We start from the raw sequence: 21685 nt of genomic DNA, 5'->3' as shown, positions 1-21685 counted from the left end.
TTTTTATAGTTTAACACGTCTTGAGGAGGGTGTAATCTTCAAAACCTTAAAAATTGATGTGAAAAAGAAGCATTTTTGTTGAGAGGTGGAGAGGATTGCGAGTAAAATACTGGGTAAGTCAGATGCTAATCAGCATATAGTATCAAAAAAGGTACTATGGAGGATGAAAAATGAACATATATCCGAATAAAGAAGGTTGTCCGGTTGAACTGACGCTTTCCGTTATCGGCGGAAAGTGGAAGGGTATTTTGTTTTATCATATGATCGGCGGAAAAAAGCGGTTTAATGAGTTTCGGCGCATTTGCCCCAGCATTACGCAGCGTATGCTGACGCTTCAGCTTCGCGAGCTTGAGGCGGACGGCATCGTGCATCGCGAGGTATATCAGCAGGTGCCTCCAAAGGTGGAGTATTCTCTTACCGAATTCGGCAGGTCGCTGGAACCGATCGTTTTGCAAATGAAAAAATGGGGAGATGCCAACCGGGAGTTTCTCGAGACATACCGGGAAAAAACGTCTCCTCAAGATCAGTCCGCTCAAAAATAAGAAGCAGCAAAGGATTAAATTCCTTGCTGCTTTTTTTTTATTTCATCGCGATGGCCTTTCTGGCGTTGCGCACGTCATTTTTCAGCAATTCGCTCAGGTTATAAGCCGGATATTGACCGCGTTCTTCCATATACTCAAAGACCATTTGATGCCACTTGATGGCCGCATTTAAGTGCTTGACGAAAACGTGTCTTAATTGAGGTGTGGCCGTCTCTGTAATGGCTCCGGCGTAATTGCGGACAGATGTTTTGGCCAGAATGAGCAGGCCGCCGCTGTAAAAGGAGGAATCAGCGCGCTCTTCTGTTTCATCCTCACGAAAAGCGGGAGCTTCAGGGAAGAAAGGAAGCAGTTCACGCAGATTTTGTTCCAGCGAATAGATGGAAAATCTGTAAAGCTGTTTTAATCTGGCGTCGCTTACGTCCCGCTCTGTTCTTTTTAATTTCACAAGTCCGTTTGCCTGGAAAGCCACTAACTCATGCAGTTCTAACGTTTCATGCCATGCTAATGTTCTCCGCTCAGTCATGGTGTAAGAATCTCCTTTATCCTTCATTTTCACTATCAGCATATGCCCCGGTTCCGATGTTGTTCCTGATGTTTTGAAGTTTCCAGAAAGGGAAAATCAATGTAAAGGAAATACGAAATAGAGGTGAAAATATATGTGGGACATGATAAAGAACTTCTTCCTTTTCAGCAGCGGTGTTTTGCAGGCGACCACTCTCTTACTTATCGTTATCGTCTTGTTATATGTACGAAAAACCAAAAAGAAAAACAGAGATACTTCTGGTTTCATGGATGATCAGGATCACTGATACAACGGGCATTCTTTCACTGGGATGTCCGTTTGTCTGTTTTCATGTTTCACATGGAACATTGCGGCTGTCCGCGCTCATTTTACTTGCGATTTCGACTTATGTTAAAATATATACGTGTATTTTGGAGAGTTTATGGAAAATTCAGGTCTTGAAAGAGACATTGCGGCGTCAAAAGAGCAGTCGTCTAAGCTGCTCTTTTCTATTCGTATGTTCGAATGATACAAGGTTTGAGGTGAGTAAGTGAAAAATACAAGGGCTCTAATAGAAGGCGCCATTTTGATCAGTATTTTTGCAATCATTTCCCTTTTGGTCGTGTACCTCCCTTTACTGGGGGCAATTCTTCTCTTTGCTTTGCCGCTGCCGATCATTCTTTACACCATTCGGCACGGTCTGAAGCCCGGGGTATGGATGGGGCTTGCCAGCCTTCCTGTCAGCTTTATTGTAAGTTCGTTTACCGGGCTTACAGGCGCTTTTACGGCGGCCTGTACGGGAATCGCCATGGGATATTATTTTAAAAAGAAACAGTCCGGCTATGCGGTTGCTGCCGGCGCTATGGCGTATGTGCTGTGCGGCGTCGTTTTTTTTGTGGTCAGCATCGTGTTCCTTAACATGAATGTGGTTGATACCACCATGTCCCAGCTTCGGGAGTCGCTGTCTGTGGCTGATACCATGTCAAAACAGCTGGGTTACGGAGACCAGTTCGGGAAGCAGATCAAGCTGATGGAAAGTCAGCTGAGCACGGTTCAATATCTTTTTCCTACAGTGCTCGTATTGACCGGCATCGTTTTTTCTTTCCTCAGTTATGCTATGGCAAGGCCGCTTTTACGGCGATTTTCCCCTGATCTTCCGAAGATGAAGCCTTTTAGAGAGCTCAAACTCCCGCAAAGCGTTGTCATTCTGTATTTTATTGTGACGATATTAGGGTTTCTGCCTTTAGAAAAAGGGCATATGCTGTATTCGGTTTCATTGAATGGGGGATTTATTCTCAGCTTGCTGATTTGTATTCAAGGATTAGCGTTTATTTTTTTCTATTGCCGCGAAATGGAGATGCCGAAAGCCGTTCCTGTATTAGCAATTGTGCTGGGGGTGCTTTTTCCGCTCATCTTGTCCGTGTATCTCCTCTTAGGCATCATTGACATAGGCTTTAACATAAGAAATAAGGTGACGCGAAATTGAGTGTGACTTACAGGTGGGGAGTTGATAGAAATGCCTAGTTTTTATGAAAAACCGTTGTTTCGGTATCCCATCTATGCATTGATTGCATTGTCAATCATCATAATTCTCATCAGCATTTACTTTAACTGGCTGATAGGAGCCATCGGCGTTGTGCTGCTCGCCGTGATCTTGTTTTTCATTAAGCGTGCGGATTCTCTGATCAGAAAAGAAATTGACGATTATATCTCCACGTTATCGTATAGATTGAAAAAAGTAGGCGAAGAGGCATTAATGGAAATGCCTATCGGGATTATGCTGTTTAATGATCAATATTACATTGAGTGGGCGAATCCGTTTTTGTCTTCCTGTTTTAATGAAAGCACGCTCGTCGGACGCTCGCTGTATGACACATGCGAGGCCGTCGTGCCGCTGATCAAGCAGGAGGTCGATTCGGAAACGATCACCTTGAATGAGCGGAAGTTTAAAGTAGTGATTAAAAGAGATGAGCGCCTGCTTTATTTCTTTGATGTGACAGAACAGATTCAGATTGAAAAGCAGTACGAAAATGAGAGAACCGTGCTGGCATATATCTTCTTAGATAACTATGATGACGTCACACAGGGGCTGGATGACCAAACGAGAAGTACGATGAACAGCCAGGTCACCTCATTATTAAATGCGTGGGCGCAGGAGTACGGCATTTTTCTGAAACGGACGTCCTCGGAGCGGTTTATCGCGGTGTTAAATGAACACATTTTAACGGAGCTTGAAAACGCGAAATTTTCGATTTTGGATGAAATCCGAGAAAAAACATCCGTCCACACTGTATCATTGACCCTCAGCATCGGGATCGGCGCATCGGTTTCTTCCTTGAAGGAGCTTGGAGATCTGGCGCAGTCCAGCCTCGATTTGGCTCTCGGCCGCGGAGGCGACCAAGTGGCGATCAAAATGCCGAACGGCAAGGTGAAATTTTACGGCGGCAAAACGAATCCGATGGAGAAGCGCACAAGGGTGCGCGCCCGGGTGATTTCTCACGCGCTCAAGGAGATTGTCTCAGAAAGCAGCAATGTCATTATCATGGGGCACAAATTTCCTGATATGGACGCAGTCGGAGCCGCAATCGGAATATTGAAGGTGGCGCAGGCCAACGGCAAAGAAGGCTACATCGTCATTGATCCGAACCAGATCGGATCAAGCGTTCAGCGTCTGATTGAAGAAATTAAAAAATATGAAGAGCTGTGGTCGCGGTTCATCACGCCGGAAGAGGCGATGGAAATTTCAAATGACGACACGCTGCTTGTCGTCGTTGATACACATAAACCATCCCTTGTGATGGAAGAGCGTCTCGTGAACAAAATCGAGCACATCGTTGTGATTGACCACCACCGCAGAGGCGAGGAATTTATTAAAGACCCGCTGCTCGTTTATATGGAGCCATACGCTTCATCCACCGCAGAACTCGTGACGGAGCTGCTTGAATACCAGCCGAAGCGGCTCAAAGTCAATATGATTGAAGCGACGGCCCTGTTAGCTGGTATAATAGTGGATACAAAGAGTTTTTCCCTTCGCACGGGCTCGCGGACGTTCGACGCCGCTTCTTATTTGAGAGCGAAAGGCGCAGATACGGTTCTGGTGCAGAAAGTTCTCAAAGAATCGGTCGGTTCTTATATCAAGCGGGCGAAGCTGATCCAGCATACGTCTCTTTATAAAGAACATATCGCGATTGCTTCTCTTCCTGAGAACGAAGAGGAGTACTTTGACCAGGTGCTGATTGCGCAGGCGGCTGATTCCCTCTTATCGATGAGTGAAGTGGAAGCTTCATTTGCGGTAGCCAGACGGGATGAGCATACGGTGTGCATCAGTGCGAGATCGCTGGGCGAGGTCAATGTGCAGATTATTATGGAGGCGCTGGATGGCGGAGGGCATTTAACCAATGCGGCAACCCAGTTATCGGGCATTTCTGTCTCAGAAGCGCTCGTCCGGCTGAAGGAAGCCATTGATGAATATTTTGAGGGAGGCGTTCAGAGATGAAGGTTATTTTCTTACAAGATGTAAAAGGTAAAGGAAAAAAAGGCGAAGTGAAAAACGTAGCAGACGGTTATGCACATAACTTTCTCATTAAAAAAGGCCTCGCTGTCGAAGCAAATGCGACAAACATCAGCGCATTGAAAGGACAGAAAGAAAAAGAGAAAAAAGAAGCGATTGCCGAGCTTGAAAGAGCCAAAGATTTGAAAGAAACGCTTGAACAGCTGACTGTTGAGCTGAGTGCCAAATCCGGTGAAGGCGGCCGTCTATTCGGATCTGTCACAAGCAAACAGATTGCAGAAGCGCTGCAAAAAACGCATAAGATTAAAGTGGATAAACGGAAACTGGAGCTCCAAGACGGTATCCGCACACTGGGATATACAAACGTTCCTGTAAAGCTGCACCCTGAAGTTCAGGCTGTGCTGAAGGTTCACGTAAAAGAAGAAGCGTAATATACAATGAAAAACCCGCCGATCCGGCGGGTTTTTTTCATGTCAGCAGACGGCGCAGCGCAAGAAAATGATGAGATTGTTTCATTTCCGATCATCACCAGATTGCATATTATATTACATCATAACGAAGGATGTGTCGGTATGAAACGATTTTTTTCTGAAACATATTTTAATAATCCGGAGAATAAAAAGGCGCTGGAGCACTATCCGCTGATCGGAGACGGAAAAGACGGGGAAGTCTACCGCTTAACACACAACAAATGCGTAAAATACTTCTTTGAAAAAGGGACATGCAAGAAGGAATTGGCGGCTTTAAAGACCGGACAAGGTTCCCCGGTGATTCCAAGACTGTATGAATACGGAGATCGTTATATTGTGATGGAATATGTCCAAGGCACCTCTCTTGCCCGCCATATCAGAAAAGAAAAATCTCTGTCCGTCAAACTGACTGTTGATATTTTAAATATGCTGGATGAATTAAAAAGAATCGGTTTTACCAGATGGGATGCCGAAATCAGGCACATTCTGATCAATGAACACGGAAATCTTAAAGTCATCGACCATAAAAGAGCTTTTTCCGCCATTACCCGGTTTCCCGTAAAACTATTAAAAGGACTGGACAAATACGGCTTGGCGGATGAGTTTTTGAACACTATAAAAAAATTAAATCCGTCACGTTACCTGGAATGGCAGCCGCACATGTAAGTTTCTGAAAATCCGCATATGTAAGTTTCCTTTTTTTTAGGGTCGTCATATGATATTTGTAACATTTGTTTGGTGGAGTGTGGAAAAAATGGCAGAATACATTATGGTTATCGGCGCTCATCCCGATGATGAACTATTGGGATCAGCGGGCACCATAAAACGGCTGATCAATGAAGGATATAAAGTAATTTCCATTATTACGGCATTAGGAAGAAAAGAAGAAGCTCATCATATTAAACAATTAGGCGAACGCGCGAATCAAGAGCTTGGAATTGAGAAAGTCATCTTTTTGGAGCATACGAATTTAGAGCTGGAATGTATCCCTCTTCATAAGCTTGTCAAAGAATTAGAGCAGCTCATTCGCGTCTATCAGCCTGATAAAATCTTTACACATCATTACGGCGATATCAATATGGACCACCAGAGAACATTCCAAGCAGTTTTAACAGCCGCCAGACCGCTTCCGAATCAAAAGCCTATCGAACTGCTTACGTTCGAAACGCTATCTTCAAGCGAGTGGGAGAGGAATACGGCTGATAAACTCTTCAAACCTAATTACTTCGTTAACATCACAGACACAATGGATGCCAAACTCGCGGCGCTTCACCACTATGACGTAGAAATGAGGGATTACCCTCATCCCCGTTCATATGAAGGCGTAAAACATTTAGGAAAAGTCAGAGGGATGACGGCGGGTGTGGAATACGCTGAAGCTTTTGAAGTCGTGCGGAGGATCTGGAAATGATCAAGACATTTTCCGTCCCCTATCCGTATATGGTCCAGACGCTTGACCGCTACTACGGGGTCAAAACGCGCCCGCGAAAAAAGGCGGCAGTAAAGACACAGTTGAAACATGAACATCATATTCCGCGGTTATACAGGAAAAAAAAGAAGTTATCCATTTTGATTGCCACGTTTTGGGACTACCCGCACACGGGCGGTTTATCAAACTATATTAAAACGCTTAGTGAAGGCCTGAAAAAGAGAGGTCATAAGGTGGATGTCATATCCCCTAATCTGTTTCCGTCCGCACAGGTAAAAGAACTGCGGGCGGCTGTTGTTCCGAAATTAAAAGATTTCTTTAAAGACAGATATGGGGATTATAACAATCATATTTTGAAAAATAATCGGCTGATGTTTATATACGAGCAAATGCTTCAAAAGATTCATTTGGAAAGATATGATGTGTTTCATGCTCAAGATTTATTTACAGCCAATATATTAGGCAGATTCAATCAAATCTATAAAAAACCTTTATTTTTCACACCGCATGGCATGTTTACTTTCAACAGACTTAAATTTCACATCTTTAAAAAAGGCTCGGTAGAAGAGTTTTATTATAAAAAACTAGAGATGAAAGCCATTGAATACGCAGATCGCCTGATTATTATCAGCGATACGTTCCGCAGCCCGCTCATGAAGCTCGGAGCCGAACAGGAAGACATGACAACGGTGATCACAGGAATCGATTACGATGCAAAAACAGGCGGGAAAAGAAAAATCCCGCTGCCGAAAAATAAGATCATCATCTCGTGTATTGCAAGATTAGGCCCGAGAAAAGGACATAATCATTTGCTTGACGCACTTTCACGAATTCCGTCTGATGTGCTTGAACATGTTCAAGTGCTGATCGCGGGCGACGGAGAGATGAGGAGCGCCTTAGAGGAACAGGCTCGAAAACTGAATCTATCTATGGTCTCCTTTTTAGGAAAAAGAGATGATGTTCCCGCTATTTTGAATATGACGGATATATTCGTACTGCCGACCATTAATGATAGTCTGCCCATCTCGATTATTGAAGCGATGTTCAGCGGCTCGGCTATCATCGCGACCGATTGCGGGGGTATTCCGGATCTGATCCGCCATAACAAAACGGGACTTATTGTCGAGCCGGGAAATGCAAAGGTTCTTGCCCGGGCTTTAGCGTTTTTTATCTCTAACAAATCTGCGCGGGAGAAGGCTGCTTCAAACGCAAAGGCCTACGCGGAGAAATATTTGAGCAGTGAGACGATGATAAAAAATATCGAATCGATTTATCAAAATACCAACAGCTCGGAGGGAGATCATGAAACATGAACATGCAGCCGTTGTACTTGATTTCAGTGCAAACGGGATTGGGATCATTCGCAGCCTGGCCCGAAGAGGAATCGATGTTTACGCGTTTGACACGGAGGGACCTTATCGTATCGGAAAATCAAGGTTGGCAGATTGCGGGATATGTCCCAGCCCTTTAACACAAGAGGAAGAACTGCTGACATTCCTGACTGATTTCGGGAAGCGATTCCAAGCAAAGCCGGTTCTGTACGCAGGATCTGATGATTATGCGGGATTTATATCTAAATTCCGCGAGACATTAGCCGGTTTTTTTTTATTTTTGCTCCCGAGCCGCTCTCTGTTAGAAACGGTCTTAGATAAAAGCAAAGCATATGAATTAGCGGTCAAGCATAACATCCCCTGCCCGAAAACCTTTTTTCCGAACAACCGGGATGAGCTGGAAGAGGCCATCGCCAATATTGACTTCCCGTGTATTTTAAAACCGGTGGCCGGCCATGAATACAGAAAAAAAGTAAACAAAAAAGCAATTGTAATGAAGGATGCCGCACAATTGCGCAAGGAGTTCAGCTCCTACAGAGAAAATGGAGAACTGCTCGTGCAGGAGATCATCCCCGGAGACAACCAGTGTTTTTATAAAGTCGCCACTTTTTATGATGACCAAATGAAATTAATGGGCTTATTCTCTCTGCAAAAGAACCATCAATTCCCTGCTGATTTTGGCGCGGGGGCCCACGTCGTCAGCAAACGGCTTCCTGATTTAATCGAGAAGACCCTGCCGTTTTTTGAAGCGATTCAGCTGAAGGGAGTAGGCATGGCGGAATTTAAAAAGGATCCCCGGGACAATGTTTACAAGTTTATCGAAATTAATCCGCGCTTTTGGCTCAGCCATAGCCTGACAGAACCGGCAGGCGTTCATTTCGTTTACATGTACTATCTGTATTTGACCGGACAACATGTGAAGCCCCAGCTCGAACAAAAAGACGGAATCAACTGGATTTATGAGGTGCGTTATTTCTTAACGTTTTTGAAGAAACGAAAAAGAGGAGAAATGACGTTCCGGGATTTTTGGAAAGGGTGTAAAGGAAAAAAAGAGTACGCTCTTTTTGCTTGGAATGACCCGATGCCATTTATCAGAAACACTTGGTCTCATCTCAAAAACAGCTGGAAACGGAAGCGGAAGGAAGATCGGCATGTATGAAAAGGATCTTTTGTATGGCGCATTTCAAAAACTGAGAATTGACGAAAAACTGTCGTATTCGTTCGGTGAAAGGACTGCGGTGAATCCGGATGACATCACATGCCTGAAATCGACGGACAGAAGCGCCATTTATAAACTGTTTGTAAAGAAAAAATCCGGCACTGTTCCGCTGATATTGAAGGTATATAAATCTTCCCGTGAAAAAAACAAGGTCGAGATTAATATATACGGGAAAGCCCGTTCTGTTTTAGGGGATTTGCTGCCGGATATCTATCTTATAGAAGAAAGTGACCATGAAACGTGGATATTTATGGAGTTTGTCAGCCAGATCAGGGGACAGCTTACATTTCACCCGAAGCATTTCAAGTATATTATTCCGTCTGTCGCAGAACTGCACAGCCGCACCTTTGAAAACAAGAATATTTCTGACGGTAAATGGCGGTCGTGGCTGCCGGTATATGGATCGGAAACCATGAGAAAAGGGCGTAAAAAGCAGATCAAAAAGACAGCGGAATTATTGGATAGGGCTCTTAAAGATGAGCGCACAAAAGATATCGTGAAGCCTCATTATCGGCAAATCACAAACTTGCTTGAGCAGGAAGAGCCGGATTTTTTCCCTGAATTGATACAAAACGGCTCAGCCATCACACACGGTGATCTTCATATGCAGAATATCTGCACCCACGATGCGTCCGGACATGAACCGTGGGATATTCAATTCATCGATTGGGAGTCCGCAAAATATGCGCCGGTTTGGTTTGATATGACGGTGCTGGTTGAAATTCTGCTTGGCTTCAGAAAAGATTGGAGCCGGCACGCAGAAGATATTCGGACGTATTGCGTAAAAGTGTATACGAAAGAAATGAAAAAGCGGGGCATTCATTTTCAGACCCCTCCTATGACGCTTTATAAAATGGCTTATTTGCAGAGAACACTTGAGAAAGGGCTTCATACCCAATTGCGGAGAATCTTCGACAATCGGGGAGGGGAACTGCTGCCGTATCATGTTGACAAAGTGTCAAAATGGGGACGGGAATTAGGATTATAAGTTTGAGAGAGGGGGAGCGGATGTGAAAGAAGAGATCGGCAAGCCGAACGGTCTGGTGCCTCCAGCCTTATTGCGCGTCATGGATCAATTTTACGGGATCGAACATCAAAGTGAGCCAGAGATGCTGTATTCGTTCTGTGCGGAAGGAAAAAGCTCCCCCAAACGAAAAAAGCCATTGCGTATTCTGTACGCAACCTTTCTCCGTTACCCGAATGTCGGAGGGTTGGCGAGTTATATCACATCAATTAAGACGGGTTTTGAGCGCATCGGTCATCAGGCGGATGTCATCTCGCCGCTTCAAATGCCGCCATCTTTTTTTCAGGAAGATATCCCGCGGGCCGCTGACGAGATCAGAGCGTTTCTTGTTGGCAGATACGGCGCCGCAAACGAAAAGTTTGTGAAGAATCTCAGCTATTTACATGTCTTTCAAAGATTTTTGAAGGAGAAAGACTTAGAACCATATGACCTGTTTCACGCGCAGGATTTATTTGCGGTATTTTTGCTGGGATACCTTAATCAAACGTACCAGCGTCCTCTTTTTTTCACGCCGCACGGACATTTTACGAAAAGCCGGATGAAGTTTCATAAAATCCAAAAGGGTTCAATAGAAGAGGCATATTTCAGTGAAATAGAAAGGCAGGGTATTCGGGCTTCGGATAAAATCATTACAATCAGCGACTCCTTTCACGAGCCCTTGCTGGAGTACGGAGCGAAGGAGACTCAGCTGACGACTGTTCATACCGGCATTGACATTCAGGATGCCCCTGAGCCAAAACGTGCTGAAAAGCTCGTGATTGCGTGCGTTTCCCGTCTGACCGAGCGAAAAGGACATGATGTGCTGCTGGACGCTCTCGCCCGCATCCGGCACCATTTATCCGGAGTTGATATATGGATCATCGGAGACGGAAACATGAGAGGGTTTCTGGAAGAGAAGAGACGGAAACTGGGCCTCTCAAATGTGTTTTTCCTCGGAAAACGACGTGATGTGCCGGCGCTTTTGGCTGAATCATCTATATTTGTCCTGCCGACATTGAATGATAATTTCCCTATAGCGATCATCGAAGCGATGTTCTCAAGTCAAGCCATTGTCGCAACTGACTGCGGAGGAATCCCTGAGATGATCCGGCATGAGGCCACAGGGCTTATCTGCCAGCCCGGCAACAGCCGCGAACTTGCTGATGCTCTCGTAATGCTGATTACGGATCAGTCTCTCAGGGAACGGCTTGGAAAAGAAGCGCGCTCCTATGCCGGCCGGCATCTGCGTCAGGAACTGATGGTTTCAAAAATAGAAAGGATTTATCAATCATTTTTCTGAATGATACCGGCGCCGCGTGGCAGGTGCTTCAAGAGCAAAATAAAGAGGCCGGCGTTTAACTATCCAGCCTCTTTCCGAACTATTTTTTCATCTCATACAGAGTCTGCTGACTTTGTCCGCCCGGGCCGCCCGTCATTCCTTTCCGGGCTGAGTTGTTTTTCCGGTGCTGTATGGGTCAGCTGAGATTTTTGTGCCGTGCTTTTTCCTCCATGAGACAAGCTTCGTATTGCCTGAATTGTTTCCGGATAATAAGAAATATTTCACTTTTCCTTCGTCAACAAGTTTTTTCAGCTGTGAGACTGTTTTACCAAAATTTTCTTAACGAAAAAAGAGGCGGAAAGCCATCGCTTCCGCCTCCCGCACATATATATGAGAGAGCAGCCTTTATTTGTGATCGTTCTCTTTTTGGACTTCAGCTAATTTGGCAAGCAGAATGTGCTGAGGCATGTGCATGATTCTCTCAAGCGGCATATTCAGTGATTCTGCGAGCTTTTGCGCCGTTTCGGCGGAAATTTGCAGCGGTTTCATGTGATCACTCCTTCCGTTTCTTTATTGTACTAAAATCAGAAATCTATCGTAAGAGGATATGACAAAGGAATGGAGGTTTGAAAAGCGGGGCTTTATAACAGAATGGGGGAGGTTTTTTATGCAATCGCCATTGATGTTATTACAGCTGAAGCTGGCTGATTATCAGAAAAAAGCCGCAGAACTGCGGACAATTGACGAATTTATCATACTGAAACAGACATTGCAGGACATGATGAAAGTATTCGCCGCCTGTGAAGAATGGGAGCTGTATCAAAAAACGGCCGATCTCATGGCGCAGACGGTGCTGCACATCCGTTTCATCGAATAAGAAAAGCCCTCGCTCGGGCGAAGGCTTTTCTTAAAAGGACCGTTCTTCTTCAATATTTTTATGCTGATCATAAATGACAAGCTTAGACGGGCTGTTCTCTTTAGCCGTCTGCTCCGCTTTCTCGATCGCCGCGTCCTTTGATGTATAAAGAGCCGTCGGCGCCACATTTTCCACCTTCACAAACCATCCGTCCGCATCAATACTGGGTGTTACTGCATATGTTTTCATCCTTCTTACCTCCTGGTTTCGATTTATTTATTTGTTTCCCAGCATTCGGAATGGTGAAACACGCAGCCGCTGTTTGACAAATACAGGGAAAGTGATGTTTTTCTATTCTTTTTCTTGAGAAATGGTAAAATGGAGTTTGGATATTTTTTAAGGAGAGGACGGTGCTTAGCATGACAGACCTTCTGAATGATCGGCTGCCGCCGCAAAACATAGAAGCTGAGCAGGCCGTGTTAGGTGCTGTTTTTTTACAGCCGTCTGCGTTAACACTGGCTTCTGAAGTGTTGATTCCGGATGATTTCTACAGAATGTCACATCAAAAAATTTACAATGCCATGCTCGTGCTCGGAGACCGCGGTGAACCGGTTGATTTGGTCACGGTAACGTCAGAGCTTGCGAATACCGATTTGTTAGAAGAGGTGGGAGGCGTCTCTTACCTGACGGACATCGCGAATTCCGTTCCGACAGCGGCTAATATAGAATATTACGCGAAAATCGTTGAGGAAAAATCGATTCTCCGCCGTTTAATCAGAACGGCGACCTCGATCGCTCAAGACGGGTATACGCGCGAGGATGAAGTTGAAGATTTATTAAGCGATGCGGAAAAAACGATTATGGAGGTCGCGCAGCGAAAAAATTCGGGCGCCTTCCAAAATATCAAAGACGTGCTTGTGCAAACATACGACAACATTGAGCAGCTTCACAATCGGAAAGGCGATATTACCGGGATTCCGACTGGTTTTATTGAGCTTGACCGGATGACGGCGGGTTTTCAGCGGAATGATTTGATCATTGTCGCGGCCCGTCCGTCTGTGGGGAAAACGGCGTTCGCCTTAAATATTGCGCAAAACGTGGCCACCAAAACGGATGAGAGCGTCGCGATATTCAGTCTTGAGATGGGTGCCGAGCAGCTTGTCATGCGTATGCTCTGCGCTGAAGGGAATATTAATGCCCAAAATCTCAGAACGGGAAATCTGACGGAAGAAGATTGGGGCAAGCTGACGATGGCGATGGGAAGTCTGTCAAACAGCGGTATCTTTATAGATGACACCCCCGGCATCCGCGTCAGCGAAATCCGTTCAAAATGCCGCAGGCTGAAGCAGGAAAACGGATTGGGCATGATTTTAATTGACTACTTGCAGCTCATTCAGGGAAGCGGCCGTTCAAGCGACAACCGCCAGCAAGAGGTATCGGAAATTTCACGGGCGCTAAAAGCGCTGGCGCGGGAGCTTGAAGTTCCGGTCATCGCCCTGTCTCAGCTTTCCCGGGGTGTTGAGCAGCGGCAGGATAAACGTCCGATGATGTCAGATATCCGTGAGTCGGGAAGTATTGAGCAGGATGCCGACATCGTCGCTTTCCTGTATCGTGATGATTACTATGATAAAGAATCCGAAAACAAAAACATCATCGAAATCATTATTGCCAAACAGCGTAACGGCCCGGTGGGCACCGTCTCACTGGCTTTTGTGAAAGAATACAATAAGTTCGTAAACCTGGAAAGGCGCTTTGATGACGGCGGTGTTCCGGCAGGTGCGTAAAGCCTCAAGCAATGTCTTGAGGCTTTTTTTCATCCGAAAGAATGAGAGAATGCCGTCCGTTCGGCAGACGAAAAATAGAAAGCGCTTTTATATAATGGCATTAAGGGAGGGATGATGATGGCAATTGAATTTCCGCAATTTCAAGCGGCGCAAATCCGGATTGCCCGGCCGACCGGACAGCTCAAAGAAATCATCAGGTTTTATGAAGAGGGCCTCGGGCTGAAGAGGGTCGGCAGTTTTTCCGGACATGAGGGCTACAGCGGCGTCATGTTCGGCCTGCCCCATACGCAATATCACTTAGAATTCACCGAAGAAACCGGCGCGTCTCAGCCGGCGCCCGTTCCGCACGGCGACAGCCTGCTTGTCTTTTACATCCAGGATCAGCAGGAGGTCATCCGCATCAGCACGAAATTAAAGCAGATGGGATATGAGGAGAAAGCACCCGAAAACCCGTACTGGGAAGAAAAAGGCGTGACCATCGAAGATCCTGACGGCTGGCGGGTCGTCCTGATGAATACAATCGGCATATAAGTGACTGTCTGAAGAACCCTGATTACGGGTTCTTTTTCTTGTTAAAGCATGAAAGTTTCGGGAGTAATAGATAACAAATGAAAGAGAAAACGCTTTTAATCATGTTTAAGGCGAACAAATATAGATTGATAAGATTTAAATGTTCGGATTTACGATTGACTTTCTGTTTCGGCACTGATACACTTAATTTGTTTGAATGAGATATCGTTTTGAAAGGTTAACGGAGGTGCACGGATATATGTCTTCAGTAGTCGTAGTAGGTACGCAGTGGGGCGATGAAGGAAAAGGTAAAATTACAGATTTCCTATCAGAAAATGCAGAAGTGATCGCACGTTATCAAGGCGGAAACAATGCAGGACATACCATCAAGTTTGATGGCGTCACGTACAAGCTTCATTTAATCCCATCAGGAATTTTTTATAAAGAAAAAGCGTGTGTCATCGGGAACGGAATGGTTGTTGATCCGAAAGCGCTCATAACAGAGCTTGCGTATCTTCATGAACGCAATGTGAGCACGGATAACTTGAGAATCAGCAACAGAGCCCACGTCATTCTTCCATACCATCTGAAACTGGATGAAGTAGAGGAAGAACGCAAAGGGGCCAATAAGATCGGCACAACGAAAAAAGGCATCGGACCTGCTTATATGGACAAAGCGGCGCGGATCGGCATCCGGATCGCAGACCTGCTAGATCGTGACGTGTTTGCAGAAAAGCTTGAACGGAACCTTGAAGAGAAAAACCGTCTGCTTGAAAAAATGTATGAAACAGAAGGCTTCAAAATTGAAGATATTCTGGATGAGTATTATGAATACGGCCAGCAGATTAAAAAGTATGTATGCGATACATCCGTCGTCTTAAATGACGCGCTGGATGAAGGCCGCCGCGTTTTATTTGAAGGCGCTCAAGGGGTTATGCTTGATATCGACCAAGGGACATACCCGTTTGTCACTTCATCCAACCCGGTCGCCGGAGGGGTGACGATCGGTTCAGGCGTAGGCCCGACAAAAATCCAGCACGTCGTCGGTGTATCTAAAGCGTACACAACCCGTGTCGGTGACGGTCCTTTCCCGACTGAGCTGAAAGATGAAATCGGGGATCAAATCCGTGAAGTCGGACGCGAATACGGCACAACGACAGGCCGTCCGCGCCGTGTCGGCTGGTTTGACAGCGTTGTTGTCCGCCATGCCCGCCGCGTCAGCGGAATCACAGATCTTTCTCTGAACTCAATCGATGTGCTGACTGGCATTGAAACATTGAAAATCTGTGTCGCTTACCGCTACAAAGGTGAAGTGATTGAAGAATTCCCGGCAAGTCTGAAAGCTCTCGCAGAGTGTGAACCGGTATATGAAGAAATGCCTGGCTGGACGGAAGATATCACAGGCGCAAAAACATTAAGCGATCTTCCTGAAAATGCGCGCCATTATCTGGAACGCGTGTCTCAGCTGACAGGTATTCCGCTTTCTATTTTCTCTGTCGGTCCCGACCGTTCACAAACGAACGTCATCCGCAGTGTATACCGCGCTAACTAAGAATTTGCAGCAAACAAGCCTCCGGTCACGGAGGCTTGTTTTTTTATGTAGGAAAAAAATAATAGATTTTTTTCAAAAAAGTAGTTGCCACTTTCGAATGTTCTATGATATTATAAATCTCGTTGTTACGGAACAGCTTCAATAGAGTACTGCAAGAAAGCTTTTGTCTGAATGCTCTATGATACATAATCCGACACATCAGGAGCCATTAGCTCAGTTGGTAGAGCATCTGACTTTTAATCAGAGGGTCGAAGGTTCGAGTCCTTCATGGCTCACCACTTTTTATGGCCCGTTGGTCAAGCGGTTAAGACACCGCCCTTTCACGGCGGTAACACGGGTTCGAATCCCGTACGGGTCATTGATTTACTTTAGCGTTATTGCTAACTCCTTATTTGTCCTCGGAGGGCCGCCACGATACGGCTCTCCGGACAAATTACTGTAAGGTCCGGTAGTTCAGTTGGTTAGAATGCCTGCCTGTCACGCAGGAGGTCGCGGGTTCGAGTCCCGTCCGGACCGCCATTTTACTTTACTTTATAGTATAGAAAAGAAACATCTGGCTCGGTAGCTCAGTTGGTAGAGCAACGGACTGAAAATCCGTGTGTCGGCGGTTCGATTCCGTCCCGAGCCACTTACCCAAACGCATCTGCAATAGTAGGTGCGTTTTTTCTTTTGTTATAAAAAAAGGGAGAGCCGGCTTTTCAGCCGGCCCAGAAGAAGACGTCAAACACTAGACGGCGTTTTTTTTCGTGAGGTTTCAAAAAAATATTATTTTTTAAAAGAAAATAAAAAACATGACAAAAGGATGGCAGTTCAATACGTTTTTGCGCTGTTCTCTTTAATTTTTTTATCTTTTGACCTGAAACCGTTATAATAGACGGGGAACGTTTTTCACGATCCGAATTGTGATCATCATGAAACATCAATAGATGAAATGAAGTCATTCTGGCAGGAGGAAAATCAAGATGATGGATAAGAAAATCCTTGTAGTCGATGATGAAAAACCGATTGCAGATATATTAGAGTTTAATTTAAGAAAAGAAGGCTATGACGTGCATTGTGCGTACGACGGAAACGAAGCCGTGGAAATGGTGGAGGAGCTTCAGCCTGATTTAATTCTTTTAGATATTATGCTTCCGAATAAAGACGGAGTTGAAGTGTGCCGGGAAGTCCGGAAAAAATATGATATGCCGATTATTATGCTGACGGCAAAAGACTCGGAGATTGACAAGGTCATCGGGCTTGAAATCGGAGCGGATGACTATGTCACGAAGCCTTTCAGCACGCGTGAGCTTCTGGCCCGCGTCAAAGCGAACCTGCGCCGCCAGCTTACGGTTGCGCCGGCTGAGGAAGAATCAGCTTCTAATGACATTCATATCGGTTCTCTCGTCATCTTCCCTGACGCTTATGTCGTATCAAAAAGAGAAGAAACGATCGAGCTGACTCATCGTGAGTTTGAATTGCTTCATTACTTAGCCAAACATATCGGACAGGTCATGACGCGTGAGCATCTTCTGCAGACTGTGTGGGGCTATGACTATTTCGGTGACGTGAGAACGGTGGATGTAACAGTGCGCCGTCTTCGTGAGAAAATCGAGGATAATCCGAGCCATCCGAACTGGATCGTCACAAGACGGGGTGTCGGTTATTACTTGAGAAACCCTGAACAGGACTAACCGGCGATGAATAAGGTTGGTTTTTTTCGGTCGATTCAATTTAAGATCACGCTGATCTATGTGCTTCTCATTATCATCGCCATGCAGATTATCGGCGTGTACTTTGTGAAACAGGTGGAGAATTCTCTTCTCAAGTCCTATGAATTATCGTTAAATCAGCGCATTGACAATCTATCCTATTATATTGAGCAGGAATATAAAGGAGATAATGACAGCACCGTCATTAAAGATGACGTCAAACGGATTTTGAATGATTTTACGAAAAACAATGAAATACGGGAGATTACATTTGTTGATAAAAGCTATGAGGTCGTCGGTTCCTCGAGGCCTTATGGTGAGGAAATAGCGGGGAAACAGACGACTGATCCGATTTTTAAACGGATTTTCTCAACAAAACAGGCCTATTCAAAAAAATATTATGATCCTAAAAGCAAAAACAGAGTGCTGATTTCAGCAAAACCTGTCGTCACAGAGAATCAGGAAGTTGTCGGCGCGATATATGTCGTGGCCAGTATGGAAGATACCTTTAACCAGATGAAAACCGTCAACTCGATTCTTGCTTCTGGAACAGGCTTAGCCCTTGTTCTGACGGCTCTTCTCGGTATATTTCTCGCCCGCACCATTACCCATCCGCTGTCGGATATGCGTAAGCAGGCGATGGAACTGGCAAAAGGGAATTTCTCCAGAAAGGTGCGGAAATACGGGCATGATGAAATCGGTCAGCTCGCAACGACGTTCAACCATCTGACGAGAGAGCTTGAAGATGCCCAAGCCATGACGGAAGGGGAGAGAAGAAAGCTTTCATCCGTTATCGCGTATATGACAGACGGCGTCATCGCAACGAATCGCAATGGAGCTATTATTCTTTTAAACAGCCCTGCGCTTGAGCTGCTGAATGTTTCACGTGAAACGGCTTTAGAGATGCCGATTACGTCTTTATTAGGCATAAAAGAGAACTTTACATTTGAGGATTTAGTAGAACAGCAGGATTCAATGCTGCTGGAGATCGAACGTGACGATGAAACGACTGTACTGCGGGTGAATTTTTCCGTTATTCAGAGAGAGCACGGAAAAATCGACGGTTTAATCGCGGTTCTTTATGATGTCACCGAACAGGAAAAACTCGATCGGGAACGCAGAGAGTTCGTTGCCAACGTGTCTCATGAGCTGCGGACACCGCTGACGACCATGCGAAGCTATTTAGAGGCGCTTGCAGAAGGCGCGTGGGAAAATAAAGATATCGCTCCGCGTTTCCTAATGGTGACCCAAAATGAGACTGAGCGCATGATCAGATTGGTGAACGACCTGCTTCAGCTTTCTAAATTCGACAGCAAAGATTATCAGTTTAATCGGGAGTGGATTCATATGATCCGCTTTATGTCACTGATTATCGATCGTTTTGAAATGACAAAAGAACAGCATGTCGAATTTATCCGCGAGCTGCCGGACAGAAATCTGTACGTGGAGATTGATCAGGATAAAGTGACGCAGGTTCTCGATAATATCATTTCTAACGCACTGAAATACTCACCGGAAGGCGGACATGTCACTTTCTCAGTCGATGTGAATGAGAAAGAAGAGCTGCTTTATATCAGCGTAAAAGATGAAGGTATCGGCATTCCGAAAAAAGATGTGGAAAAAGTCTTTGACCGTTTCTACAGAGTGGATAAAGCGCGCACGAGAAAACTCGGCGGCACCGGGCTCGGCCTTGCGATTGCAAAAGAGATGGTTCAGGCGCACGGCGGAGACATTTGGGCCGACAGTGTAGAAGGCAAAGGAACGAAGATTACATTTACTCTTCCATATAAAGAAGAGCAAGAGGATGATTGGGATGAGGCGTGAAAATATAAAAACAGTCATACTGTCAGTGCTGGTCGTCATTAGTCTTGTTTTAACATGGGGAATTTGGACATTCCAGCCCAATTTTTCAGAAGGCACGGCCTCAACCAAATCGACTGTCCGGGAAAAGCATAAAATTGATAAAACGAGTCAAAAAGTAGCGCAAACGGTAAAACCCCGGGATATGTTTATTCATACAAACGGCTCTCATTACAAAGTGGATGATGAGACGCTCTTTAATGACCTATGGGCGGATTTGCCGCAATGGGAAGTAAAAGGGATGAAGGATATTTCCGATCAATACGACAAGCTCGGTTTTAAAAATTGGCTTTACGGCAGAAACGGCAATTCGGCAAAGCTCGATCTGCAATTCAATGACACCATTCCGATTGATTTCTTCCAAACAATGTTTAAATGGTCGAATCCGTCAATGGAATACAGCTCATTTGACCATATTGTCATTCCGTTTAATGAGAATAAGACAAATAAAAAGATTTACATGGTCTCATACAGCAAGCAGCTGATTTTGGAAGTGACTGTGGAATCGGCGAATTACCGCAATCTGATGAATGAGCTGTACAGCAAAAAGTCGAGTATGCCGTTATACCACCTCTATTCGGTCGGAAAAAGCAAAGAATTTCTCATGCCGAATGCGCGATTTAATATGAAGGAAAAAGAATTTATCACTGAAACCATTAAGACGAACCTGTTTAAGCAGACGCTTTTTAATGATCCGAGCACGGTCAGAGAGGACCCGAATTACAATCGGAATGTGCTGACTGACGGAATCAGCCGTCTGGAAATCAATTCGACACAGCGGCAGATTCAATTCCAGCATCGGAACCTGGCACAAAGCGCTTCTTATCAAACAGGGGAGCTGATTAAGAAAAGCTATAAATATTTAGAGGATACGGGAAGCTGGACGGATCATTATCAATTTTTCAATGTGAGTGATAACCAGCAGCTGAGTTTCTACATGTTTAAAGACCAAATGCCCGTGATCAACAGCACGTCTAAGCCTTTCGGATCCGGACCTGTTTTGACCCTGCAATGGGCCAATGACGAGGTTCTCAGCTACAAGCGGCCGAACTATGTTCTCGGACCGAATCCGATTAAAACAAAAGACGTAAAAATGATGAACGGCAATGAGGTTGTGTCTCTGCTGGAGCAGCAGGATAAATACGACGTGAATAAAATCGACCAGATCTTCCTGGCCTATCAAATGGTCTCTTCATCAACGAATGATCTCGTTGAACTGGAACCCGTCTGGAGTATGAAAATCAACGGGAAGATCGTTCCGATTACGAAAGATCTGCTGGGGAAGGAGGAGGACGATAATGGAGTGGAATAAGACAAAAACGATCTTCATCATTGCCTTCCTCATCCTTGATATTTTTCTCGGCTATCAGTTTTTTGAAAAACGCTCGAGCAGTGAATACGAAGTGATTAAAAATTCAAATGTGGAAAAAGACATGGAGATGGATCATATCACTTTCGGCAACCTGTCTTCTGATTCCGCGACGGGCTACCGGCTGACGGCGGGCCAAAAAGTATTTACCGCTGAAGATATTGATGCTTTGAAGGATCAAAAGCCGTTAATGGAGATGCCGGCGGATGATCACAAGGTTACGACGCTGAAAATGAAATTTACCGATCCGGTCGGTTTATCGAAGCAAAAACCGCAAGAGGATGCGGAATCGCTCGTCAGCTCTAAAATAACCGGCGGTGAAAAATATAAACTGTGGAAAGTCGACAAGGATAAAAAACAGATCATTTTTTACCAGATGTATGACGGCCAGTTGATTTATCAGGATTTTGACTCGTCCACGGATGCGATCGGACAGGTGATTCTGCATTTGAACGATAAAAACGAGGTCGTATCTTACGAGCAGACCATGCTGGAGTCATTCAAGCGAATCCAGACGGAGAGCCTGATTCCTGAGCTTGATGCGGTCGAATTATTGTATTCTCAAAATTACTTAAAAGCGAATTGCGCCGTTAAAAGCGTTAAGTTCGGCTATATTGCCCAATATCCGCTGACAAGTACGCAGGTGCTGGCGCCGGTATGGAGAATTACAATTGAAGATAAGTCAAAAGGGACGAAGAAAAAGACACAGCAAACGTACACTGTGAATGCATTGGAAAGCACAGTCATTGATAACAATCAAAATAAATAATGGAGTGA

22 protein-coding genes and 4 tRNA genes are annotated in these 21685 nt (G+C 45.1%); 23 read left to right on the top strand and 3 right to left on the bottom strand.

Annotated features, from left to right (window positions below; translation table 11 throughout):
- Positions 1-170 precede the first annotated feature (170 nt).
- On the top strand, positions 171-542 hold the full coding sequence (locus JNUCC22_RS18965) for a winged helix-turn-helix transcriptional regulator (protein WP_004393054.1): 372 nt from the start codon (positions 171-173) through the stop codon (positions 540-542).
- 37 nt (positions 543-579) lie between these two features.
- On the opposite strand, the gene JNUCC22_RS18960 is transcribed toward JNUCC22_RS18965, so the two are convergent.
- Entirely contained in the window at positions 580-1065 is a 486-nt protein-coding gene (locus JNUCC22_RS18960; protein ID WP_167860578.1) for a spore coat protein, read from the bottom strand.
- 133 nt (positions 1066-1198) lie between these two features.
- Here JNUCC22_RS18960 and JNUCC22_RS18955 point away from each other — a divergent pair, with 133 nt between their 5' ends.
- The 10 genes from JNUCC22_RS18955 to JNUCC22_RS18910 all read left to right on the top strand — a co-directional run bounded on the left by JNUCC22_RS18955 (position 1199) and on the right by JNUCC22_RS18910 (position 11307).
- Positions 1199-1351: a hypothetical protein gene (locus JNUCC22_RS18955; protein ID WP_004393059.1), complete on the top strand. Its 153-nt coding sequence runs from the start codon at positions 1199-1201 to the stop codon at positions 1349-1351.
- 243 nt (positions 1352-1594) lie between these two features.
- Positions 1595-2530, top strand: coding sequence for a YybS family protein (locus JNUCC22_RS18950; RefSeq protein WP_032866869.1), 936 nt, complete (start codon positions 1595-1597; stop codon positions 2528-2530).
- A gap of 30 nt (positions 2531-2560) precedes the next feature.
- Positions 2561-4540 (top strand): DHH family phosphoesterase, encoded by a 1980-nt coding sequence (locus JNUCC22_RS18945; RefSeq protein ID WP_015240959.1) that lies wholly within the window; start codon positions 2561-2563, stop codon positions 4538-4540.
- Positions 4537-4986 (top strand): 50S ribosomal protein L9, encoded by a 450-nt coding sequence (rplI, locus tag JNUCC22_RS18940; RefSeq protein ID WP_007407910.1) that lies wholly within the window; start codon positions 4537-4539, stop codon positions 4984-4986. Before JNUCC22_RS18945 ends, rplI begins: the two co-directional genes overlap by 4 nt.
- A 6-nt stretch (positions 4987-4992) precedes the next feature.
- Positions 4993-5691: a kinase gene (locus JNUCC22_RS18935; protein ID WP_100001679.1), complete on the top strand. Its 699-nt coding sequence runs from the start codon at positions 4993-4995 to the stop codon at positions 5689-5691.
- An 88-nt stretch (positions 5692-5779) separates the two neighbouring features.
- A complete protein-coding gene (locus JNUCC22_RS18930) occupies positions 5780-6436 on the top strand; it encodes a PIG-L deacetylase family protein (protein ID WP_032866867.1) in 657 nt (218 codons plus the stop codon).
- Entirely contained in the window at positions 6433-7767 is a 1335-nt protein-coding gene (locus JNUCC22_RS18925) for a glycosyltransferase family 4 protein (RefSeq protein WP_039063876.1), read from the top strand. Before JNUCC22_RS18930 ends, JNUCC22_RS18925 begins: the two co-directional genes overlap by 4 nt.
- Positions 7757-8944 (top strand): carboxylate--amine ligase, encoded by a 1188-nt coding sequence (locus JNUCC22_RS18920; RefSeq protein WP_216062005.1) that lies wholly within the window; start codon positions 7757-7759, stop codon positions 8942-8944. Before JNUCC22_RS18925 ends, JNUCC22_RS18920 begins: the two co-directional genes overlap by 11 nt.
- Positions 8937-9992, top strand: coding sequence for a phosphotransferase (locus JNUCC22_RS18915; protein WP_216062004.1), 1056 nt, complete (start codon positions 8937-8939; stop codon positions 9990-9992). Before JNUCC22_RS18920 ends, JNUCC22_RS18915 begins: the two co-directional genes overlap by 8 nt.
- Positions 9993-10014: 22 nt before the next feature.
- A complete protein-coding gene (locus JNUCC22_RS18910; protein ID WP_216062003.1) occupies positions 10015-11307 on the top strand; it encodes a glycosyltransferase family 4 protein in 1293 nt (430 codons plus the stop codon).
- Positions 11308-11691: 384 nt separating this feature from the next.
- Here JNUCC22_RS18910 and JNUCC22_RS18905 read toward each other — a convergent pair whose 3' ends face one another.
- Positions 11692-11835 carry a YycC family protein gene (locus JNUCC22_RS18905; protein WP_007407902.1) on the bottom strand — a complete coding sequence of 48 codons (144 nt, stop codon included), beginning with the start codon at positions 11833-11835 and terminating at the stop codon, positions 11692-11694.
- 118 nt (positions 11836-11953) lie between these two features.
- Here JNUCC22_RS18905 and JNUCC22_RS18900 point away from each other — a divergent pair, with 118 nt between their 5' ends.
- On the top strand, positions 11954-12163 hold the full coding sequence (locus JNUCC22_RS18900) for a hypothetical protein (RefSeq protein ID WP_015418617.1): 210 nt from the start codon (positions 11954-11956) through the stop codon (positions 12161-12163).
- A gap of 30 nt (positions 12164-12193) precedes the next feature.
- Here the strand turns inward: JNUCC22_RS18900 and JNUCC22_RS18895 are convergent, their stop codons facing one another.
- Positions 12194-12391, bottom strand: coding sequence for a DUF2188 domain-containing protein (locus JNUCC22_RS18895; protein WP_025285570.1), 198 nt, complete (start codon positions 12389-12391; stop codon positions 12194-12196).
- 170 nt (positions 12392-12561) lie between these two features.
- On the opposite strand from JNUCC22_RS18895, the gene dnaB reads away from it, so the two are divergent.
- From dnaB to yycI, 11 genes are all read left to right on the top strand, one after another.
- Positions 12562-13926, top strand: coding sequence for a replicative DNA helicase (gene dnaB, locus JNUCC22_RS18890; RefSeq protein ID WP_004393100.1), 1365 nt, complete (start codon positions 12562-12564; stop codon positions 13924-13926).
- Between the two features lie 117 nt (positions 13927-14043).
- Entirely contained in the window at positions 14044-14457 is a 414-nt protein-coding gene (locus tag JNUCC22_RS18885) for a VOC family protein (RefSeq protein WP_216062002.1), read from the top strand.
- Positions 14458-14695: 238 nt separating this feature from the next.
- Entirely contained in the window at positions 14696-15988 is a 1293-nt protein-coding gene (gene purA / locus JNUCC22_RS18880) for an adenylosuccinate synthase (RefSeq protein ID WP_012118894.1), read from the top strand.
- Positions 15989-16190: 202 nt separating this feature from the next.
- Positions 16191-16266: transfer RNA gene (locus JNUCC22_RS18875), tRNA-Lys, on the top strand.
- Between the two features lie 8 nt (positions 16267-16274).
- Positions 16275-16346 (top strand) — tRNA-Glu (locus JNUCC22_RS18870).
- Between the two features lie 84 nt (positions 16347-16430).
- Positions 16431-16507: transfer RNA gene (locus JNUCC22_RS18865), tRNA-Asp, on the top strand.
- A gap of 36 nt (positions 16508-16543) precedes the next feature.
- Positions 16544-16616, top strand: a tRNA-Phe gene (locus JNUCC22_RS18860).
- A gap of 337 nt (positions 16617-16953) precedes the next feature.
- On the top strand, positions 16954-17661 hold the full coding sequence (walR, locus tag JNUCC22_RS18855) for a cell wall metabolism DNA-binding response regulator WalR (protein ID WP_004393104.1): 708 nt from the start codon (positions 16954-16956) through the stop codon (positions 17659-17661).
- A gap of 6 nt (positions 17662-17667) precedes the next feature.
- Complete coding sequence (gene walK / locus JNUCC22_RS18850; protein WP_004393106.1) at positions 17668-19503, top strand: cell wall metabolism sensor histidine kinase WalK; 1836 nt, start codon at positions 17668-17670, stop codon at positions 19501-19503.
- A complete protein-coding gene (gene yycH / locus JNUCC22_RS18845; RefSeq protein WP_025285568.1) occupies positions 19493-20851 on the top strand; it encodes a two-component system activity regulator YycH in 1359 nt (452 codons plus the stop codon). The genes walK and yycH overlap by 11 nt, the downstream gene beginning before the upstream one ends.
- Entirely contained in the window at positions 20838-21677 is an 840-nt protein-coding gene (yycI, locus tag JNUCC22_RS18840) for a two-component system regulatory protein YycI (RefSeq protein ID WP_012118893.1), read from the top strand. The genes yycH and yycI overlap by 14 nt, the downstream gene beginning before the upstream one ends.
- The last annotated feature ends 8 nt before the right edge of the window (positions 21678-21685 follow it).

Source organism: Bacillus sp. JNUCC-22 (assembly GCF_018861275.1).
Classification (GTDB): Bacteria; Bacillota; Bacilli; order Bacillales; family Bacillaceae; genus Bacillus; species Bacillus velezensis.
The sequence above is the reverse complement of the archived record's forward strand: the minus strand, read 5'-3'. Positions and strand labels throughout refer to the sequence as shown.